The following is an 18,562-nucleotide window of genomic DNA, read 5'->3' on the forward strand; positions in this document are numbered from 1 at the left end:
TTGCCGGGCATGGCGCTCAGGCCTGCCCTGCTTGCAGGAAGACGGGATCGGCAACCAGCGAAACGATGTCCAGCGCACGCCACTCCTGCCCTGCGGCGTCGCGCCAGCTACCGGCGGCGCGCGGGTGCTCCGTCTCCACCGCCTGCATGTCGGCCAGATGCTTGAGGCCCAGCATGCGCTCCACCAGGATGGCCGAATGCAGGATATGGCGCGGATGCAACAACATCAGTCGCGCGGCAGATGACCCTTGCAGTTCCGCACCGCCAAAAAAGGCGCCGACATCCGAAACGCTGACAAGGTTACCGCGTACATTGGCCACGCCGCGAAACCATGCTTGCGCCAGTGGCACGGATGAGACGACCGGCACCGGCATGACCTCGGCCACATCGGCCAGATCCACCAGCCATTTTTCGCCTGCGATGCTCACGCCAAGGCGGGCATCGACCTGTGCCGTTGCGGTGGCGTTCTTCAGGCGCGCGACAACGCCTTCCTGATATTCCCGCAGACTGATGCGCTTGGCCATATAAGGCTCCAGGCTGGATGTTGAAGGTTACAGCGCGGCGATCTTGGCCAGCAGCTCTTGCGGATCGACCGGCTTCACCACGTATTCCACCGCGCCCTGGCGCTTGCCCCACACCTTGTCGGTTTCCTGGTTCTTGGATGTACACATGATGATGGGGATATGCTTGGTGGCTTCGTCACGGCTGATGGTGCGCGTGGCCTGGAAGCCGTTCATGCCGGGCATCACCACATCCATCAGGATGAGGTCTGGCATGATTTCCTTGGCCTTGGCGACTGCTTCTTCACCAGATTCGACAGTCAGTATCTGGAAGCCGTTCTTGGTCAGCAATTCGCCGAGGAAATGGCGTTCGGTCGGGGAATCATCAACGATCAGGATTTTCTTGATGGACATGGTGCATTCCTAAAATCTGTAGAAATCTGGCCTGCGCAGTTTCAATCGTGCTTTACATGAGCACCGACGGCGGTCAGCAGGCTGTCTTTGGTAAAAGGTTTGGTCAGGTATTCATCCGATCCGACCATGCGGCCACGCGCACGGTCAAACAGCCCGTCCTTGGACGACAGCATGATCACCGGTGTCGCCTTGTAGCGCGGGTTTTTCTTGATCAGCGAGCAGGTCTGATAACCATCGAGCCGCGGCATCATCACGTCCACGAAAATCACGTCAGGCTGGTGATCACTGATTTTGGCCAGTGCATCGAAACCGTCTTCGGCAAGTATGACTTCACAGCCGGCTTGTCCCAGAAAAATTTCGGCACTGCGACGGATCGTGTTGCTGTCGTCGATCACCATGACCTTGACGCCGGCGAGATTCGACATGGACCTCCTCCTTATGCAGCCTGCCCATTGCACGCAATGTCGCGCAAGCCGAACAGACCTCTTGTTGATGCGATCATACCGATAGCGTTTTCAATAAGACAAGGCTGATGCGCTATTCAATAGCAAATAACCGGGAAATGTGGCGAAGAAAAAAAGAAACCCCGGTCCAAGGGGAAAACGACCGGGGTGTAATAGGCCCCGGCAATGTGGCCGGAGCACCCGCTCAGGGAGGAAAAGCGGGAGGTGCGGGGGCGCACCTAGCTCCTAGGATAGAAAGCCTCGCGCAAAGTTCAACACGATTCACTCGCCGTCCGTCGCCCCGTCTTCCTGACCAAGCGGTAAGCGGTGTGCATCAAACCAGCGGCCGACCACTTTTTCTGTCTCTTCCACGCCCTGTTTTTTCAGGCTGGAAAACAACTGCACGGTAATCTGCGGATCACCGGCAAACTCGGCCTGCACATCACGCAGTGTCTTGATTTTTTCCTGGTTGGTGAGCTTGTCGGCCTTGGTCAGCAGGCAATGCACCGGCTTGCCGGTGGGGCGAAACCATTCCAGCATGCGCCAGTCGCGCTCGGTGAGCGGACGGCGCGCATCCATGATCAGCACGAGGCCGATCAGGTTTTCACGCTCGACCAGATACTGGCCCAGCAGTTTTTCCCAGTGCGCGCGCACACTGGCAGGCACTTCGGCATAACCATAGCCGGGCAGGTCGACCAGACGACGCTCTCCACCAAAATCGAAGTAATTGATATGCTGCGTGCGGCCGGGCGTTTTGGAAACGAACGCCAGGCGGGTGTGATTGGCCAGGGTATTGATGGCGCTGGATTTTCCAGCATTGGAACGGCCGGCAAAAGCGACCTCGATGCCCTCGTTGGGCAGCATTTTCAGGTCGTTGACGGTAATCAGGAACTGCAGTCCGCGAAACAGCGACATGGGCGGGATTCTCAAGGTACTTTGCCCGCGCGGGCAGTGGCCGACTGTGGCAAGAAAAGGGACGGAGCGCGGGCGTGTGGTTCGGCTTTCTTTCTTGCTATAGAATAGCAGGATTATATTCGTAAGCCGTCGGTGAAACCGGCGCTTTGCTTGGGGAGAGCAACATATGCAGCGCGTGACCGCACTGGCAGCAGCACTGTTGATGACGATGGCATCGGGCGTATTCGCCGCCGAAGCTGCACCCGCTACCAAGGGTGACCCGGCCAAGGGCAAGGAAATCGTCGATAAGGTTTGTGCCGCCTGTCATGGCGTCGATGGCAATAGCGCCGCCGCTGCCAACCCCAGCCTTGCTGGGCAGCATCCCGAATACATCTACAAGCAGCTGAACGACTTCAAGACGCAGAAGCGCGCCAACCCGGTGATGCTGGGCATTGCCTCGCAACTGTCGGATGCCGACATGCGCAATGTGTCGAGCTACTTCTCGGCACAGCAGGCCAAGGATCGCGGCGCATCCGACAAGGTACTGATCGAAGCGGGCAAGAAAATCTACCGTGGCGGCATTGCCGCCAAGGGCCTGCCCGCCTGTATGGCCTGCCACGGCCCGTCTGGCTCTGGCATTCCGTCGCAGTTTCCGCGTGTAGGCGGCCAGCATGCGGGTTATATCGAAGCCCAGCTGAAGAGCTTCCGCCTGGCTGCCAACAGCGAGTCGTATACCAAGAGCATCAATCCCAAGCCGCGCGCCAACAACGATGCGATGAAACAGATCGCCGCCCGGATGTCGGACGAAGACATCCGCGCCGTGGCTGAGTTCATGCAGGCGCTGCACTGATCCCCTGCCGGCCGGAACCATTTCCGGCCGCACCACACCAAAGGGGCGGTCAACGCCCCTTTTTGCTTGATGAAAACCAGACGCTACATTCCATTCCGCCACGCACTGTACGACCTGCTGTCGTCGATGCGTTTTGCGATCAGCCTGCTGGTCGTGCTGTCCATCGCGTCCATCATCGGCACGGTGCTCAAGCAGAACGAGCCCTATAGCAACTACCACTTCGAGTTCGGTGATTTCTGGTTCAGCATTTTCGAGCCCATCGGCCTGTTCGATGTGTATCACGCCGGCTGGTTCCTCGGCATCCTGGGCTTCCTGGTGGTATCGCTAAGCCTGTGCATCTATCGCCACCTGCCCGGCTTCGTGCGCGAGATCAAAAGCTACCGCGCCAGTGCCACCGCCAATTCGCTGCAACTGATGCAGCATCACGCCAGCGGCGCGGGCACGCCGGATCAGGCTGCGGTGCTCGCCCACCTGAAAACGGCAGGCTTCCGCTGGAAAATCCGCGATGAAGACGGTGCGGTGCTGATTGCCGCCAAGCGCGGCAGCTGGCAGAAGCTGGGCTACTTCTTTGCCCACTCGGCGATGATCGTGATCTTCGTTGGTGGCCTGATGGACGGCAACCTGCCGCTGAAAATCCGCGAGTTGTTCGGCAACAAGGTGGCGGAAACGCGCGACCTGCCACAAAGCAAGGTGCCGCCGCAAAGCCGGCTGGATGCGGGCAACGGCTCGTTCCGCGGCAATGTCACACTGGCCGAGGGCGGCGGGGCGGACGTGGTGTTCATCAATTCCGGCAATGGTTATTTCGTGCAGGAATTACCGTTCGTGCTCAAGCTCAAGCAGTTCCATGTCGAGCATTACAGCACCGGCCAGCCGAAGAAGTTTGCCTCCGACATCGAAGTGCTCGATCGCGTCAGCGGCAAGCGCATCACATCGGGCACGGTGGAAGTGAACAAGCCGCTGGTCGTTGATGGCGTGGCCATCTATCAATCCAGCTTCGGCGATGGCGGCTCCGGCCTGACCTTTGCGCGCTGGGATCTGGCCACCGGCCAGAAAACCGCGCTGGCCGGGCGCTCGCAAGCGGCACAGGCCATCCGCATCGGCAATGATGACTACACGCTGGAAACCGGCGACCTGCGCGTATTCAATATCGAGAACATGGGCAAACCAGCCGCGCAGACGTCCACCGTGGCGGTCAGCCAGCTGGAGCAGACGCTGCAATCGGCACGCTCGGTGAAGGCCGACCACAACCTGCGCAACCTCGGCCCATCCATCCAGTTCAAGCTGCGCGATTCCGCCGGCCAAGCCACCGAATACCTGAACTACCTGGCGCCATTCAACGACGAAGGAACGCTGTACCTGGTGACCGGCATGCGCCGGGCGGTCAGCGATGCTTTTGCCTTCGTGCGCATCCCGCTCGACGATGCCGCCGAAGTCGATACCTTCCAGCGGCTGCGCGCCACCTTGCTGGACGCGAAGAACTGGCCGGAAATCGCCCGCCGCACCGCAGACAAGGCTTTCAAGGATGGCGCGTTCTCCGCCACCAATCACCGCGAATTCCAAGCCGTTGCACAGAATGTGCTGCAACAGTTTGCGCTGGGTGGCTTTCCGGCGCTGGAGCGCTTCCTCGATGCCAAGGTCCCCAAGGAACAACGCCAGAACGTGGCGCAAACGTACCTGAAAATCTTGCAGGGCGCGGCCATCGATGCGATGGAACTGGCGCAGCAGCGCGCCGGCCTGCCGACATTGACCATGGACGCCGCGCACTACCGCTTCCTGATGGACAGCCTGGTGGCCAACAGCGCGCTGTTCGATTACGGCCCGCCGGTCTACCTGCAGCCAACCGGCTTTACCGAAGTAAAATCGAGCGGCTTCCAGCTCACGCGTTCGCCCGGCAAGAATATTGTATATCTTGGCTCCATCTTGCTGGTGCTGGGCATCTTCTGCATGTTCTATGTGCGCGAGGAACGGCTCTGGCTACGCATGGCCGGCGGGCGTACGCTGATCGCCATGAGCAGCAACCGCCGCAACCGCGATTTTGACCGTGAATTCGAGCGCCACCGCGATGCGCTCCTGCCCCAAGAACCCGGAGATGCAGCATGACTGCCGCCACCCTGAACCTGCGTAGCCGCAGCCCCTTCGATTTTGCCTTTGCCGTGCTGATGGTGATCGCCTGCGGCATTGCCTTTGCACGCTACAACCCGTACATGGATTACTACGAGCAGGCCATTCTGCTGGGCGCCACACTGGCGCTGATTGCATTCGGCTGGTTCTGGCGCGCCATGCGTACGTTCCTGCCGGTGTGCGCACTGGTGGCGCTAACCGGCATCTACATCTACCAGGGCGATCTGGCGCGCGGGCAGACCGCGTTCTGGCTCAAGTACATGCTGGCCAGCCAGTCGCTGGTGATGTGGATGTGCGTGTGCTTCTTCCTCGCCACTGCCATGTTCTGGCTGGGCATGCTGCGCCGCTCGGCAACCGCGCTGTCGATCGGCGTGGGCCTCACCTGGGCCGCTGCCACTGCTGCACTATCGTCCGCACTGGTGCGCTGGTACGAGAGCTACCTGATCGGCAGCGACGTCGGCCACATTCCCGTCTCCAACCTGTACGAAGTCTTCGTGTTGTTTTGCCTGATCACCTCGCTGATGTACCTGTATTACGCAGCGCGCTTCAATGCACGCAGCATGGGTGCCTTCGTGCTGCTGGTGATCTCGGCGGCGGTGGGCTTCATCCTCTGGTACACGTTCGACCGGCAGGCACATGAAATCCAGCCGCTGATTCCGGCGCTGCAGTCGTGGTGGATGAAAATCCACGTACCGGCCAACTTCATCGGCTACGGCGCTTTCGCGCTATCCGCCATGCTGGGTGTGGCGCAGCTGCTGGTATCGCGCGGCATCCTCACCACGCGCCTGCCCAGCTATGACACGCTGGGCGAGGTGATGTACAAGGCCATTTCGGTGGGCTTCCTGTTCTTCACCATTGCCACCATCCTGGGTGCCGCATGGGCTGCAGATGCATGGGGGGGTTACTGGAGCTGGGATCCGAAGGAAACCTGGGCGCTGATCGTTTGGCTGAACTACGCGGCGTGGCTGCATGTGCGGCTGGTTAAAGGCTGGCGCGGCGAGGTGCTGGCTTGGTGGTCGGTGGTTGGCCTGCTTGTAACCACCTTTGCCTTTCTCGGTGTCAATATGTTCCTGTCTGGCCTTCATTCTTACGGCGGACTTTAATCAAAGCATCGAAAAAAACCAGCAAATACAACACCCATCCATAACCCTATCAGGGTTAGCCCGTAGTGCGCAGCAGGCACATGCTGTCTTAATCTGTAACAACCACCACCTTGGGGGGATTGCAGATGGACAGCGTGATCTACCAGAAAACCGACAAGGGTCAACGCGAGCTGACCGAACGCACGGAGCCGCTCTCTCCCAGGCTGCGCCAGCTATTGATCCTGATCGACGGCAAGCGCAATCTGGGTGAGCTGCAACAGATGTCCGCGGGCGCGGACCTGACCGATCCGCTCAATCGCCTGCTCGATCTGCACCTGATTGCAGTGCACTCGGGCAATCCGCTTTTCAAGCCCAAAACCGAAACCCTCGCCGGCAGCGCGGATGCGCTGTCACCCGAGCGCATTGCGGCGGTACAACGCGCCATCCAGGCATGCAGCCAGCAATACCTGGGGCAGCAGTGGGCAGAAAAGCTCGCCACTGCGATGGCTGCTGCACGCACACCCCAGCAACTGCAAACCGTCGTCGATGATTGCCTGACGGCATTGCGCCGCTCTGGCCATCGTGGCGCGGCCGATACCTGCCAGCGCGATGTGAGCAACGCGTTATCGACGTGATCGGTGCGCGATGCACCGGCTCGCGCTGCACGCTGCAGCCCGAGTGTTGCCCGAATAAGACATCCGTGTTTGTTTCACCATGGTGCCGATAACCAGCTATGCTGCAGTTCTTGCAGCATATACATGCCACTGGTCAGCCTGCATTCAATCGCAGCGCACTTGCAGGCAGTGAAGTAACATAAAATATGACACGCCGATTTCCTGACGGCATTTGGGAGCAGTAATGGGGGAGCAGTAATGGAAGGCGTGGTTTACCGGAAAACCCAGAGTGGTCTGGATGAAATGATCACGCGCGCCAACGGCCTTAGCGTCAAGCAGCGGCAATTACTGATCCAGATCGATGGATTGAAGCCCGTTTCTGCGCTGGTCACTCCATTGGCTGGCCGCGAGCTGATCCAGGGACTGATGTCGCTGGAATGGGATGGCCTGATCGAAAAGGTCGGCACGGCATCGGTGCAGCCAGCCAAACCGGCCGCTCCGGTGGAATTCGTGACCGACGGCGCCATCAGCAGCAACCAGCTCGAGCGCATTCGCCAAGTGCTGCAGATGTGCAACCGCGCCCATCTGCAGGGCGAGCTTGATCAGTGGCTGGAAACCACGCTGGCACACGCCAACAACGAACAGGCACTCAATAGCTGCCTCGATTTCTGGAACATGCGCATGCAGGAGCGCGGCCAGGGCGAAATGGCCCGCACCTATATGCAGCAGATCACGGCAATCCTGATCAAACGCTGATCCGCGCCGCCAGCAACGCGGCTTCCAGCGCCGCCCAATCGGGCGGCGTTGTTGCATCGACGATCACTTCCATGCGGGTATCGCGCCGGTATGCAGACAATGCGGCACCAGCCATGCCATCCACCCAGTCGAGGCGGAACCAGTCACGTTCGGTATGGAATACGCCCTTGGCACGCACCAGCCCCGCCAGGCCAAGCGCATCCGGCGAGGAGAGTTGCTCGAACAGCGCCGCCAGCCGTGCAGAATGGAACATCGCCTCCGGCGGGAAAATCCAGCCACAGCTGTGCGAGCCCAGACTTGATTGCGTCTTGCGCACCATTGCCGCGGGTTGATCCGCAACAACCTCTTCGGCCGCTTCTTCACCCGCCACCTCGGCCGCAGCGCGCCGCCGCAGCGCCTGCAGGCCATTGCCGGCATGCAGGCTGGCTGCACCCGCGTCACCCCAGCGTGTGGTATCCAGCGCCAGATCAAGCAAGGCGGGGTCAAACGCGCCCTTTAGCGCGTCCACGACCGCCAGCTTGGGCGGGAACAGCGTGCCCGCCATCGCATGGGCGCGGTCGATCTGGTCTGCATCTGCCAGATCGCCCTTGTTGAGCACCAGCACATCCGCCAGTTCGATCTGATCGCGCCAGGTCTGGTGGCCGGTATAACGATCATCATCCAGGTGGCGCGGGTCCAGCAGCGTGATCACCGCGCGCACTGCATAGCCGCTGGCGACCATGGGGTCACGCAGCAGATCGACGATGCCTGCAGGGTGCCCCAGGCCGGATGGCTCGATCAGCAGCCGGTCCGGCCGCGCTCCACCCTTGCCGGTGCGGGCAATCTTGCCCAGCGCCACGCGCAGCATGGGGCTGGTGGTACAACAGATGCAGCCGCCGGCCACCTCGGCGATCTGCACGTCGGCGTTGCCATCACCGGATAGCGTAGCGCCGTCGATACCGATCTCGCCGAACTCGTTGACGATCACTGCCCAGTATTCATCAGCCGGCTTGTCTGCCAGCAGCCTGAGCAAGGCGGTGGTCTTGCCCACCCCCAGGAAGCCCGTGATCAGATTGACGGGGATTTTTTCATGCATATCGTTTCTTCATATTCAAACGGGCCGGCCGCCATCAGACAGCCGCCATGGTATGGGGACCTGCTGCTATTTCAGCCAGGCCAGCAATGGCGCCCACTGTGTGTAGTCACGCTCGAAGCGCGGTTTGGGCAGATCGAACAACGTCAGGCCGCGTGGTTGCAGCTGCACGTATAGCTGGGTATCACGGATATGCGCCACCACGGGCAGGCCAAAGCCGGCCAGGAATGACTCCAGGCCACGCGCGGCCTGCGTACGCGGGTTGAAACGCATGGCCACGATGCCGACCTGCACGTCACCCTTGCGAACAGCCTTTTCCTCGGCCAGCTGGCGGAAGAAATCCTCGCTGGCCCACATGTCGAACGCTGCAGACTGCACCGGCACCAGGATGCGGCTGGTGACCCTGAGCGCAGCCTCCAGCTTCTTGCCATGCAGGCCGGCCGGGCTATCGAGTACCGCAGCCGTAGTGCCCTTGGGCGGTCTGGCCGGCTCGCCGTCGGCGATTTCCCAGCCGTGGATGCGCGGGTAGCGTTCCGGACGTAGCGCCAACCAGCGCCGCGCCGATTGCTGGCGATCCAGATCGCCCAGCATCACTTGCTCGCCCTGCCATGCCCAGTAACCGGCCAGGTTGGCTGCCAGCGTGGATTTGCCGCTGCCGCCCTTGGGATTGGCGACCAGCACGGTTTTCATCATTGCCGGGCCGTTTGCGCGGCGGCAGCCAGTGCGCGGTGGTTTTCCACCACCTTGTCGATCACCACACGGAACACGCGCTGGGCAAACTGCGGATCCAGCCCCTGCAGGGTGGCCGCTTCGGCAACGCGGTGCATCTGATCCTGCTCGCGCACCGGATCGATTGCCGGCAATGCATGTGCGGCCTTGTATTGCCCCACCTCGTCGGTCACCCGGAAGCGCGCTGCCAGCAGGGCCAGCAGTTGCCGGTCTATCTCGTCGATCTGCTGGCGAAGCGGCAATAGCGGGTTGGGTGTGGCAGCAGGGGAATCAGGCATCGGGCGCACTCTTGTGGGGTCGTTTTTTGGCTTCGTCGGTATGCAAAAGTTGCATGGCGGCGCCAGTTTCTCCGCTCAGCAGCTTGGGCAGCACATGATGGGCGCGTGTCATGGCATCGGCAATCGCCTCGAATTCTTCCTTGCGGGGCGGCTTGAGCACGAAGTTGACCACCTCGTTGCGATCGCCGGGGTGGCCCACGCCAAGGCGCAGGCGCCAGAAGTTGGCGGTGCCCAGGTGCGCCTGGATATCGCGCAGGCCGTTATGTCCGCCATGACCGCCACCCTGCTTGAGCTTGACCTGACCGGCCGGCAGATCCAGCTCATCGTGCACCACCAGGATCTGGTCCGGCAATATCTTGTAGAACTGCGCCAGCGCCACCACGGCGATGCCGCTCTTGTTCATGTAGGTTTGCGGCTCCAGCAACCAGACATCGTTGCCATGCAGCCGTGCCTTGCCGGCAAGGCCGTGGAACTTCACATCGTGGCGCAGCTGCACCTTGCCGTCCCGGGCCAGTTCATCCACCCACCAGAACCCGGCGTTGTGGCGGGTATCGGCATATTCGGCACCCGGGTTACCCAAGCCGACAATCAGTTTGATCTGGGACATTACGCTTCAACACTCGACAATCAAGCCGTCATTATCGCACGGACATTAAAAAACCCGCCGGGCCGGAGCCGGGCGGGTTTCTGCGGAGCAAGGCGTGATCAGACTGCCTTGGCACCGTTCAGGCTTGCAACTGCCAAGTCTTCACCGCGAGCCAGCGACGGCAGGCTGACGCCTTCCGGCAGGGCGATATCGGACAAGTGGGCAATGGCATGGCCAGCGTTCAGCGTGGACAGATCGACGGTGAGGAATTCCGGGATCTTGGTCGCAACGCAACGCACCAGCGCTTCGTTCAGGATGTGGCTGACCGAACCGCCTTGCAGCTTCACGCCTTCCGAAGCATCAGCACCGACGAAGTGCAGCGGAACGCGGATTTCGACCTGGGTGCTGTCGTCCACGCGCTGGAAATCGATGTGCAGCACCAGTTGCTTGAAGGGGTGATAGTTCACCGAACGCACCAGCACCTGCTCAGCCTTGCCGTCAACCGACAGCTGGACCAGCGAAGTGTGGAACGCTTCTTCTTGCAGCGTGTAGTACATGCTGTTGTGATCGAGCACAACGGCTTGCGGCTCGGTGCTGCCACCGTAAACGATGCCCGGGAGCTTGCCGGCTTTACGCAGGCGGCGGCTCGCACCGGTACCCTGCTCTGCACGTGCTTGGGCTTCAATTTGATAAGTCATGATGTAACTCCGTTACTTCAAAGAACGCCACCCGCCCGCGACCAGAACGAGTTGCGATTCCGGGCACGATTGCCCGTGAATTAGTCGACGAAGAGGGTCGAAACCGATTCTTCGTTGTTGATGCGGCGCATCGTCTCGGCCAGGAGGCCGGCAATCGATACCACGCGGATACGATCCGAACCGCGGCCGGCTTCCGGCAGCGGAATGGTATCGGTGACCACGACTTCGTCGAGATCGGACTGCAGGATGCGCTCTACCGCAGCACCCGACAGCACCGGGTGCGTGGCATACGCCATCACCTTGCGGGCACCGTGCGCCTTGAGCGCCTGCGCAGCCTTGCACAGGGTATTTGCGGTATCGATCATGTCATCGATGATCACGCAGGTACGGTCTTTCACATCACCGATGATGTGCATCACTTCGGCCACATTGGCCTTGGGGCGACGCTTGTCGATGATGGCCATGTCCACGCCCAGTTGCTTGGCCATGGCGCGGGCACGCAACACGCCACCCACGTCCGGGCTGACAACCATCAGGTTTTCGTGGTTTTGCGCACGAATGTCCGACAGGAGCACCGGGGTGGAGTAGATGTTGTCTACCGGGATATCGAAAAAGCCCTGGATCTGGTCGGCATGCACATCGACCGTCAGCACGCGGTCTACACCGGCGATGGTCAACATGTTGGCGACGATCTTGGCCGAGATCGGCACGCGCGCCGAACGCGGGCGGCGATCCTGGCGGGCATAACCGAAGTACGGGATGGCGGCAGTGATGCGCCCGGCAGATGCGCGCTTGAGCGCATCGACCATCAGCATCATTTCCATGATGTTGTCGTTGGTGGGCACACAGGTGGACTGCAGGACGAAAACATCGCGACCGCGGACGTTCTCGAGCAGCTCCACCGTGACTTCGCCATCGGAGAAACGGCCGACTGTGGCACGTCCCAGCGAGATGTCGAGGTGATTGACCACATCTTCGGCAAGCTTGGGGTTAGCATTGCCGGTAAACACCATGAGGCTGTCGTAAGCCATTTCCGAACCCTGAAAAAACGAAAAGCGTGTAACGGGCGTACACGCTTTTCTACTTTCGAATTGGCAGGGGAAGAAGGATTCGAACCTTCGCATGTCGGAATCAAAATCCGATGCCTTAACCAACTTGGCGACTCCCCTATCGACACGTCCGCAAACTAGTCCGCGGCGTATTCGCATAACGGGTGACGACGCAGCGTTTCCGCTGCAAAACCTGTCGTTCCGTTAGGAAGCCGAGATACTACATTGAGAATTTCGTTTTGTGAAGCCCCAAATGCAAAAAGGCACGCGCCGGAGCCGGTCATGCGGGCCGGCAGCTGCTGCGCCAGCCAGTCGCGCACCGCGCCGACCTGCGGAAAAAGCCGGCAGGCCACCGGCTCCATGTCATTGCGACTTGCTTTGTAATCAATATCTTGTACGCGTATCGCCGGCGTATCGCGCACCAGGTCGTCCGCCCTGAAAATGGCCGGCGTGGGCACGTGCACGCCCGGATGCACCACCGCATACCAACCGTGCGGTGTTTCCACCGGCGTCATGATTTCGCCGATGCCTTCGACAAATGCATTGCGGCCGTAAATGAAGAAAGGCACGTCCGCCCCGAGCGCGAGGCCGATTTCCATCAGCCGCCGGCGCGGCAGGTTGACGCCCCACAGCCGGTTGAGCGCCAGCAGCACCGTTGCCGCGTCCGAGCTGCCACCACCCAGCCCGCCGCCCATGGGCAGCCGCTTGGTAACGCCGAGGTCGACGCCGGCAGTCACACCGGTTTCTGCCTGCAGCAGCCGGGCAGCACGCACGCTCAGATCGGTATCCGCCGGCACCCCGGGCAGCGGGTTGTGGTGCACCACCGCGCCATCGGCACGCACGTGCATGTGCAGCGTGTCGCCGTAATCGATCAGCTGGAATACCGATTGCAGCAGGTGATAGCCGTCGGCACGGCGGCCAACGATATGCAGGAAGAGGTTGAGCTTGGCGGGGGCCGGATAGGCGTGCCAGCCATCAGTCTGTGTAAAGGTCATGCCGGAGCGGGATCAGGGCCAGTCGGTGACGGCGATGCGCACGTCGAGTGCATCACGCTTCAGTTGTATCAGCTTGGGGTATAGCGGCGACGGCGCGCCCAGCGACACCTGCCAGCCGGCCTGCGCAAAGCGGCGGGCGCCAGCCGCATCGGTTGCATCGTCGCTGAGCGGGGCATCGGGCGCCGGTTTGCCTTCCAGCCACCAGCGCAGCGGCGTGACGGGGATGGCGTAGCCGGTGGCATCGAACAGCAGCGCATCGGCATCGCCAGCCTGCCGTACCGTGCCACGGGAATCGATCAGCTCGGCCCCGCCGGCATCGAAAGTAAGCCGCGCCTGGGTTTCGCCCAGCGGGCTGCCCAGTTCGACCTCGGTGCGCTCGCCGCTGCGCTTCCAGCGGAAATTGGCGGTTTCGGACACCTTGTTGCCGTCGATCTCGCCACGGATGGCCAGCCGCCCATCCGCGGCGAAATCGGCACGCTGCGCGGGCGGCTGGCCCGGTGCCGCACAACCGGCCAGCCACGCCGCCAGTAGCACGGCAACAAAAAGCCGCATCAACGTACGCCCAGACGCTTGTTGAGTTCCTGCAACACCTCGCTGGCCGGGTCGCCCAGCAACGCGGCATCGTAGACCTTGCGTGCTTCACTCTTCGCGCCATCCACCCACAATACTTCGATGTAGTGTCCGGCGATTTCCGGGTCGTTCAGCTGACCGTAGGCCTTGGCCAGCAGCTCACGCGCCTCTTTCAGCTTGCCCTGGCGGAAACGCAACCACCCCACGCTGTCGATGATCACCGGGCTATCCGGCTCCTTGGCGATGGCTTTTTCCAGCAACTGGTCGGCCTCGTCCAGCGAACGGTTGCGGTTGGCCAGCGTATAACCCAGCGCGTTCAGCCCCTGCACGCTGTCCGGTTGCAATACCAGGTAGCGGCGCAAATCGCGTTCGGCCTCGGCATCGTTGCCGGCAAGGTCGGCCACAAGCGAACGGTCATAAAGCAGATCCGCGCTGTCGGGATACGTTTTCAACCCGTCATCAAGCACCTGCAGCGCCTGCGGGTACTGCTTGGCCTCGCGCCATACCTGCGCCTCCAGCTGGATGCGCTCGATGCGGCTGTCGTTGGTATCGGCGGGCTTGGCCTGCAGCAGCGCCAGCGCCTCTTCCACCTGGCCCGAGCGCGCCAGCAGACGAACGCGACGCTGGTCTGCAGTGGGCTTGAGCTCTCCTTCCACGCTTTCATACCAGCGCAGTGCTTCATCGGTATGGCGTTTTTCCTCGGCGATCTGCCCCATGTAGAAGCGCAAGTTGGCCGTCTGGCCTGGCGCAAGCCGGATGGCATCACCCAAGCGTTTTTCCGCGCTGGCCGTATCACGCAACTGCAGTGCCACCAAGCCCGATCCCACCAGCGCTTCCAGATTCTGGGGCTGCAGCTTCAGTACCGAATCGTAGAGTTTGAGTGCTTCGTCGTAGCGCTTGGCAGTTACCAGCTCCTTGGCGGTGGAAAGCTGCAGTGAAACCAGCTTGGGGTAGCGCTTCTGCGCATCCTGCAAATAGGCAAGCCGCTGGTCTTCAGGCAAGAGCTGGGCGTGGTACAGCACGGGGATATCCCAATCCGGGCGCAACTGCTCCGCAGCATCCAGCTCTTTGAGTGCGTCATCGACACGACCGACATTGGCGAGCGCAATGGCATGGGCAAACCGGGCCTCCGGCAGCTTGGGATAGGGGGCAATCAGCTCCTCGGTCAGACGCAGCGCAGCAGCGCGATCGGTGCTCTTGTCCCACAACTGATGCAACTGCGCGAAGAAGGCCGCGGCCTCGCCCGGTTGATCGCGCAAGATGTTCTGCAGGAAAGGCAGTGCTTCGTCCAGCCGGTTGGCACGCAATAACAAGCCCAGCATCACCTGCTTGGCCGGGCGCGAATCGGGCTCGGCATCGATCCAGATTTGCGCATCCTCGCGCGCCAGCGCCAGCTGGCCGGTGCCGATGGCCACCTCGGTGGCACGCTTGGCCACGCGCGGGTCTTGCGTGCGCTTGGCCAGATCGCTCCATGTTTGTGCGGAGAACTGGCCCTTGCCGCGTTGCAGTGCGATTTCACCCACGAGGAAGCGCAGCAGCAGATCGTCGCTCAGATCCATGCGCGGCAAGTTGGCGTTTTTGGCTTCGCTTTCCACCTCCTCGCTGGCGGGGGTACTGGCAACGGCGGATGCGGCAGCAACGCCGGCTGGCGCCTGTGGCGGCGTGGTGCACGCTGCAAGCAGCCACGCAAGGGCCAGCCCGGCGCCGGCAAGGCGCAAGGACTGCGGAATGGGCTTGAGCGAGGGCACACGGCGCATGGCGACTTTCCAAAAAATGGGCATATTGATAGACATAACGATCTTACGGGAATTCCGGCTTACGCGTTCAGGGCTGACAGGTATATTTCGGCGTCCGATCTTGGCATCATTTACATCAGCACACAGATGGGGACGAACCCGCATCTTTACAGGATAAGCAATGCCAGAACTTCCCGAAGTAGAAACAACGCGACGCGGCATTGCCCCGCACCTTGCCGGCGCCACCGTCAGCGAAGTGATCGTGCGTGAAGCGCGGCTGCGCTGGCCGATCCCCGCAGAACTGGCCGGCGTACTGGCCGGGCAGCGCGTGGAAGCGATCGAGCGGCGCGCCAAGTACCTGCTGTTCCGCTTTGCGCACGGCACGCTGATCGTGCACCTGGGCATGAGCGGCAACTTGCGCGTGCTGACGGAGGCCTACCCGGCAGAGAAACACGATCATGTCGATCTGGTATTCAGCAACGGCACTCGCCTGCGCTACCGGGATCCACGCCGTTTTGGCGCCATGCTGTGGCATGCGGGCAACGATATTGCCACCCATCCGCTGATTGCCAGCCTGGGGCCGGAGCCGCTGTCCCTTGCATTTGATGCCGTTCATCTGCGCAATGCGCTCGCCGGCAAGCGCGTGGCGATCAAACTGGCGTTGATGGATAACCATATCGTGGTGGGCGCCGGTAATATCTACGCTTCAGAATCGCTATTCCGCGCCGGCATCGATCCGCGCCGCCCGGCCCGCGATCTGAGCCTGGCCGATTGCGAGCGCCTGGTGATTGCAGTGAAGGAAACACTGGAAGCTGCACTGGCCGCCGGTGGCAGCACATTGCGCGATTACGTGGATAGCGATGGCAAGGCCGGTTACTTCATGCTGCAGAGCTTTGTATATGGCCGGACGGGCGAGCCATGCCGCGTTTGCGGCACGCCCATCCTGCAGATCCGGCAGGGGCAACGCTCGACATTTTACTGCCCTGTCTGCCAGCGTTGACAAATAGCCCGGTGCCGGGTGATAAAGCCTTAATCAGGCACGTAAAATAGCCGCCCGCCAAAAGGCGGAGGAGACACGAGATGAGCACCGAATACCTGCATCAGGACAGCATTGCGGTCAATGACCCCGCTGCCCTTGATATTGTGGCCAGTGACCGCCTGATCGGCGATTTCCAGGCCTACAGCACCTGGCGCGCCGAGTTGTCGCAATCGATTGCGCAATTGTCGCGCTGGCTGAAGGAACAGGATCTGGACGACAGCCAGACGCAATTGCGCATTGCGCGCCTGTTGGAGAAGCTCAAGGACGACAAGCTCAATATCGCTTTTGTCGCCGAGTTTTCGCGCGGCAAATCGGAATTGATCAACGCGATTTTCTTTGCCCATTACAAGCAGCGCGTATTGCCATCCAGTGCCGGCCGCACCACCATGTGCCCGACCGAATTGCTGTACGAAGCCGGCAAGCCGGCGGCAATTCAATTGCTGCCGATCGAAACCCGCGCCGGCAATGCCACTACCAGCGAATATCGCCGTTATCCGGAAGAATGGACAACGATCAATCTGGACCTCGATAACGCCGATGCGATGCTGGGTGCATTCCGCAAGGTGGGCGACACCAAAAAGGTATCGACCGAGCAGGCGAAGAAATACGGGCTGTTCGACGAAAGCGATCCGGATCAGAAAATGACCGTCGATGCCGACGGCCAGATCGAGATTCCGTGCTGGCGCCATGCGGTGATCAATTTCCCGCACCCGCTGCTGGAACAGGGCCTGGTCATTCTCGATACCCCGGGCCTGAATGCGATCGGTACCGAACCGGAACTGACGCTCAACCTGCTGCCCAATGCGCACGCCATCCTGTTCATCCTGGCTGCCGATACCGGCGTGACCAAGAGCGATATCGATGTGTGGCGCAACCATATCGGGCGTGCCCAATCGGGCAGCCGTGGCCGGCTGGTGGTGCTCAACAAGATCGACGGGCTGTGGGATCCGCTCAAATCGCAGGCGGAAACCGATGCGGAGATCCTCAAGCAGGTAAATACCACTGCGCAATTGCTGGGCGTGCCCACGCGGCAGATTTACCCGATCTCCGCACAGAAGGCACTGGTGGCCAAGGTGCAGGACGACGACGCATTGCTGGAGCGCGCGCGGCTGACCGATCTGGAAAACGCGCTCTCCAAGGAACTGCTGCCCGCCAAGCAGGACATCGTGCGCGACAGCACCATGACCGAAGTGGAAGACGTGGTTTCGGCCACGCGCAACATCATTTCCGCCCGCCGTGGTGGCGTGAAGGAACAACTGGGCGAGCTCTCCACGCTCAAGGGCAAGAACCAGGACGTCGTCACGCAGATGATGGACAAGGTGATGCTGGACAAGAAGAGCTTCGAGCAGGGCCTGGTGCGCTTCCAGGCGCTGCGCAGCGTGTTCAGCCAGCAAACCAACCAGTTGCTGTCGCTGCTGGGCATGGATGCGCTGAAGGCGGAAATCGCCCGGATCCGCGGCGAGATGGACAACAGCCTGTTCTCGTTCGGCGAAGGCGGCCTGCGCTCGCTGATGGAGCGCTTCTTCAAGGACATCAACGGCAATATCGCCCAGTCTGCCGAGCAGGTGGCAGAAATCCAGGCGATGATGGCGGCAATGTACAAGAAATTCAGCGAGGAGCATGGGCTGGGGTCAGCCACGCCGCCGCCATTTTCCACGCTGAAGTACCACAAGGAAATTGCCCGGCTGGAGAAATCGTTCCGCGAGCATTTCAATACGCTGGGCAACCTGATCACCACCAGCCGTGGCCGCCTGACCAGCAAGTTTTTCGAAACCGTGGCCAGCCGCGTGGTGTACGTATTCGAAGTAGCCAACCGCGATCTGGAAAACTGGCTGAAAGCGGTGATGGCGCCGATGGAAACGCAGGTGCGCGAGCATCAGTTGCAATTGCGCCGCCGGCTGGAAAGCATCAAGCGCATCCACAAGGCCACCGATACACTGGAAGAACGCTTGGGCGAGCTGGAAGACGCAGACCGCCAGCTGGCGCTGCAGATTGCCGAGCTGGATGATCGCCTGCGTGCGGTGTACAGCTTGCTCAACCGGGAAATCGGCCAGTTGAAAGCCGCCTAGATGCTTGCGATGTAGCTGGTGCACGCTGCCAGCTACAAATACAAGCCAGGCAATATCAGGAACCCGGC

The 18,562-nt window shown here is 61.2% G+C and carries 20 protein-coding genes and 1 tRNA gene; 7 read left to right on the forward strand and 14 right to left on the reverse strand.

Features of this window, described 5'->3' with window-relative positions; translation table 11 throughout:
* Positions 1 to 16: 16 nt before the first annotated feature.
* The 4 genes from IGB42_RS03445 to yihA all read right to left on the reverse strand — a co-directional run bounded on the left by IGB42_RS03445 (position 17) and on the right by yihA (position 2,271).
* Positions 17 to 523 (reverse strand): chemotaxis protein CheW, encoded by a 507-nt coding sequence (locus tag IGB42_RS03445; RefSeq protein WP_159666826.1) that lies wholly within the window; start codon positions 521 to 523, stop codon positions 17 to 19.
* Positions 524 to 550: 27 nt separating this feature from the next.
* Entirely contained in the window at positions 551 to 907 is a 357-nt protein-coding gene (locus tag IGB42_RS03450; protein WP_201799828.1) for a response regulator, read from the reverse strand.
* Between the two features lie 47 nt (positions 908 to 954).
* Positions 955 to 1,338 (reverse strand): PleD family two-component system response regulator, encoded by a 384-nt coding sequence (locus IGB42_RS03455; RefSeq protein ID WP_159666832.1) that lies wholly within the window; start codon positions 1,336 to 1,338, stop codon positions 955 to 957.
* 300 nt (positions 1,339 to 1,638) lie between these two features.
* The gene (yihA, locus tag IGB42_RS03460) at positions 1,639 to 2,271 is read right to left on the reverse strand and encodes a ribosome biogenesis GTP-binding protein YihA/YsxC (protein ID WP_159666835.1); all 633 of its coding nucleotides are present in this window, start codon (positions 2,269 to 2,271) and stop codon (positions 1,639 to 1,641) included.
* Positions 2,272 to 2,437: 166 nt separating this feature from the next.
* Between yihA and IGB42_RS03465 the strand changes: the two genes are divergently transcribed.
* The 5 genes from IGB42_RS03465 to IGB42_RS03485 all read left to right on the forward strand — a co-directional run bounded on the left by IGB42_RS03465 (position 2,438) and on the right by IGB42_RS03485 (position 7,673).
* Complete coding sequence (locus tag IGB42_RS03465; protein WP_159666838.1) at positions 2,438 to 3,100, forward strand: cytochrome c; 663 nt, start codon at positions 2,438 to 2,440, stop codon at positions 3,098 to 3,100.
* Positions 3,101 to 3,169: 69 nt separating this feature from the next.
* A complete protein-coding gene (locus IGB42_RS03470) occupies positions 3,170 to 5,200 on the forward strand; it encodes a cytochrome c biogenesis protein ResB (RefSeq protein ID WP_201799808.1) in 2,031 nt (676 codons plus the stop codon).
* A complete protein-coding gene (gene ccsB, locus IGB42_RS03475; protein WP_159666844.1) occupies positions 5,197 to 6,324 on the forward strand; it encodes a c-type cytochrome biogenesis protein CcsB in 1,128 nt (375 codons plus the stop codon). The genes IGB42_RS03470 and ccsB overlap by 4 nt, the downstream gene beginning before the upstream one ends.
* A 125-nt stretch (positions 6,325 to 6,449) precedes the next feature.
* Positions 6,450 to 6,938 (forward strand): hypothetical protein, encoded by a 489-nt coding sequence (locus IGB42_RS03480; RefSeq protein WP_159666847.1) that lies wholly within the window; start codon positions 6,450 to 6,452, stop codon positions 6,936 to 6,938.
* Between the two features lie 237 nt (positions 6,939 to 7,175).
* Positions 7,176 to 7,673, forward strand: a complete 498-nt coding sequence (locus tag IGB42_RS03485; protein ID WP_159666851.1) for a hypothetical protein — start codon at positions 7,176 to 7,178, stop codon at positions 7,671 to 7,673.
* On the opposite strand, the gene IGB42_RS03490 is transcribed toward IGB42_RS03485, so the two are convergent.
* From IGB42_RS03490 to IGB42_RS03535, 10 genes are all read right to left on the reverse strand, one after another.
* A complete protein-coding gene (locus tag IGB42_RS03490) occupies positions 7,663 to 8,748 on the reverse strand; it encodes a GTP-binding protein (RefSeq protein ID WP_159666854.1) in 1,086 nt (361 codons plus the stop codon). The two genes, IGB42_RS03485 and IGB42_RS03490, sit on opposite strands and share 11 nt — an antisense overlap.
* Before the next feature lie 66 nt (positions 8,749 to 8,814).
* Entirely contained in the window at positions 8,815 to 9,438 is a 624-nt protein-coding gene (locus IGB42_RS03495) for a ParA family protein (protein WP_159666857.1), read from the reverse strand.
* A complete protein-coding gene (locus IGB42_RS03500; protein ID WP_159666860.1) occupies positions 9,435 to 9,752 on the reverse strand; it encodes a chorismate mutase in 318 nt (105 codons plus the stop codon). Before IGB42_RS03500 ends, IGB42_RS03495 begins: the two co-directional genes overlap by 4 nt.
* Positions 9,745 to 10,359 (reverse strand): aminoacyl-tRNA hydrolase, encoded by a 615-nt coding sequence (gene pth, locus IGB42_RS03505; protein WP_159666863.1) that lies wholly within the window; start codon positions 10,357 to 10,359, stop codon positions 9,745 to 9,747. The genes IGB42_RS03500 and pth overlap by 8 nt, the downstream gene beginning before the upstream one ends.
* 98 nt (positions 10,360 to 10,457) lie before the next feature.
* Complete coding sequence (locus tag IGB42_RS03510) at positions 10,458 to 11,036, reverse strand: 50S ribosomal protein L25/general stress protein Ctc (RefSeq protein ID WP_159666866.1); 579 nt, start codon at positions 11,034 to 11,036, stop codon at positions 10,458 to 10,460.
* An 80-nt stretch (positions 11,037 to 11,116) separates the two neighbouring features.
* Positions 11,117 to 12,067: a ribose-phosphate pyrophosphokinase gene (locus tag IGB42_RS03515; protein WP_159666869.1), complete on the reverse strand. Its 951-nt coding sequence runs from the start codon at positions 12,065 to 12,067 to the stop codon at positions 11,117 to 11,119.
* A gap of 61 nt (positions 12,068 to 12,128) precedes the next feature.
* Positions 12,129 to 12,205: transfer RNA gene (locus IGB42_RS03520), tRNA-Gln, on the reverse strand.
* 17 nt (positions 12,206 to 12,222) lie between these two features.
* Positions 12,223 to 13,080: a 4-(cytidine 5'-diphospho)-2-C-methyl-D-erythritol kinase gene (gene ispE / locus IGB42_RS03525; RefSeq protein WP_159666872.1), complete on the reverse strand. Its 858-nt coding sequence runs from the start codon at positions 13,078 to 13,080 to the stop codon at positions 12,223 to 12,225.
* Positions 13,081 to 13,092: 12 nt separating this feature from the next.
* Positions 13,093 to 13,632 carry a lipoprotein insertase outer membrane protein LolB gene (lolB, locus tag IGB42_RS03530; protein ID WP_159666875.1) on the reverse strand — a complete coding sequence of 180 codons (540 nt, stop codon included), beginning with the start codon at positions 13,630 to 13,632 and terminating at the stop codon, positions 13,093 to 13,095.
* Positions 13,632 to 15,407, reverse strand: a complete 1,776-nt coding sequence (locus IGB42_RS03535) for a tetratricopeptide repeat protein (RefSeq protein ID WP_159666878.1) — start codon at positions 15,405 to 15,407, stop codon at positions 13,632 to 13,634. Before IGB42_RS03535 ends, lolB begins: the two co-directional genes overlap by 1 nt.
* A 160-nt stretch (positions 15,408 to 15,567) precedes the next feature.
* Between IGB42_RS03535 and mutM the strand changes: the two genes are divergently transcribed.
* Positions 15,568 to 16,386 carry a bifunctional DNA-formamidopyrimidine glycosylase/DNA-(apurinic or apyrimidinic site) lyase gene (gene mutM, locus IGB42_RS03540; RefSeq protein WP_159666881.1) on the forward strand — a complete coding sequence of 273 codons (819 nt, stop codon included), beginning with the start codon at positions 15,568 to 15,570 and terminating at the stop codon, positions 16,384 to 16,386.
* A gap of 80 nt (positions 16,387 to 16,466) precedes the next feature.
* Positions 16,467 to 18,494 carry a dynamin family protein gene (locus tag IGB42_RS03545; RefSeq protein WP_201799809.1) on the forward strand — a complete coding sequence of 676 codons (2,028 nt, stop codon included), beginning with the start codon at positions 16,467 to 16,469 and terminating at the stop codon, positions 18,492 to 18,494.
* Positions 18,495 to 18,562 lie beyond the last annotated feature (68 nt).

The sequence above is a fragment of the Andreprevotia sp. IGB-42 genome (assembly GCF_009848685.1).
In the GTDB taxonomy this organism is placed as follows: Bacteria; Pseudomonadota; Gammaproteobacteria; order Burkholderiales; family Chitinibacteraceae; genus Andreprevotia.

What these genes read in the sequence shown, in the direction of transcription:
- IGB42_RS03495 (WP_159666857.1), bottom strand. Translation starts at nt 9,438, where the DNA reads ATGATGAAAACCGTGCTGGTCGCCAATCCCAAGGGCGGCAGCGGCAAA.
- ccsB (WP_159666844.1), top strand. Translation starts at nt 5,197, where the DNA reads ATGACTGCCGCCACCCTGAACCTGCGTAGCCGCAGCCCCTTCGATTTT.
- yihA (WP_159666835.1), bottom strand. Translation starts at nt 2,271, where the DNA reads ATGTCGCTGTTTCGCGGACTGCAGTTCCTGATTACCGTCAACGACCTG.
- pth (WP_159666863.1), bottom strand. Translation starts at nt 10,359, where the DNA reads ATGTCCCAGATCAAACTGATTGTCGGCTTGGGTAACCCGGGTGCCGAA.
- lolB (WP_159666875.1), bottom strand. Translation starts at nt 13,632, where the DNA reads ATGCGGCTTTTTGTTGCCGTGCTACTGGCGGCGTGGCTGGCCGGTTGT.
- IGB42_RS03485 (WP_159666851.1), top strand. Translation starts at nt 7,176, where the DNA reads ATGGAAGGCGTGGTTTACCGGAAAACCCAGAGTGGTCTGGATGAAATG.
- IGB42_RS03445 (WP_159666826.1), bottom strand. Translation starts at nt 523, where the DNA reads ATGGCCAAGCGCATCAGTCTGCGGGAATATCAGGAAGGCGTTGTCGCG.
- IGB42_RS03535 (WP_159666878.1), bottom strand. Translation starts at nt 15,407, where the DNA reads ATGCGCCGTGTGCCCTCGCTCAAGCCCATTCCGCAGTCCTTGCGCCTT.
- IGB42_RS03545 (WP_201799809.1), top strand. Translation starts at nt 16,467, where the DNA reads ATGAGCACCGAATACCTGCATCAGGACAGCATTGCGGTCAATGACCCC.
- IGB42_RS03465 (WP_159666838.1), top strand. Translation starts at nt 2,438, where the DNA reads ATGCAGCGCGTGACCGCACTGGCAGCAGCACTGTTGATGACGATGGCA.
- IGB42_RS03455 (WP_159666832.1), bottom strand. Translation starts at nt 1,338, where the DNA reads ATGTCGAATCTCGCCGGCGTCAAGGTCATGGTGATCGACGACAGCAAC.
- IGB42_RS03515 (WP_159666869.1), bottom strand. Translation starts at nt 12,067, where the DNA reads ATGGCTTACGACAGCCTCATGGTGTTTACCGGCAATGCTAACCCCAAG.
- IGB42_RS03490 (WP_159666854.1), bottom strand. Translation starts at nt 8,748, where the DNA reads ATGCATGAAAAAATCCCCGTCAATCTGATCACGGGCTTCCTGGGGGTG.
- ispE (WP_159666872.1), bottom strand. Translation starts at nt 13,080, where the DNA reads ATGACCTTTACACAGACTGATGGCTGGCACGCCTATCCGGCCCCCGCC.
- IGB42_RS03480 (WP_159666847.1), top strand. Translation starts at nt 6,450, where the DNA reads ATGGACAGCGTGATCTACCAGAAAACCGACAAGGGTCAACGCGAGCTG.
- mutM (WP_159666881.1), top strand. Translation starts at nt 15,568, where the DNA reads ATGCCAGAACTTCCCGAAGTAGAAACAACGCGACGCGGCATTGCCCCG.
- IGB42_RS03500 (WP_159666860.1), bottom strand. Translation starts at nt 9,752, where the DNA reads ATGCCTGATTCCCCTGCTGCCACACCCAACCCGCTATTGCCGCTTCGC.
- IGB42_RS03470 (WP_201799808.1), top strand. Translation starts at nt 3,170, where the DNA reads ATGAAAACCAGACGCTACATTCCATTCCGCCACGCACTGTACGACCTG.
- IGB42_RS03510 (WP_159666866.1), bottom strand. Translation starts at nt 11,036, where the DNA reads ATGACTTATCAAATTGAAGCCCAAGCACGTGCAGAGCAGGGTACCGGT.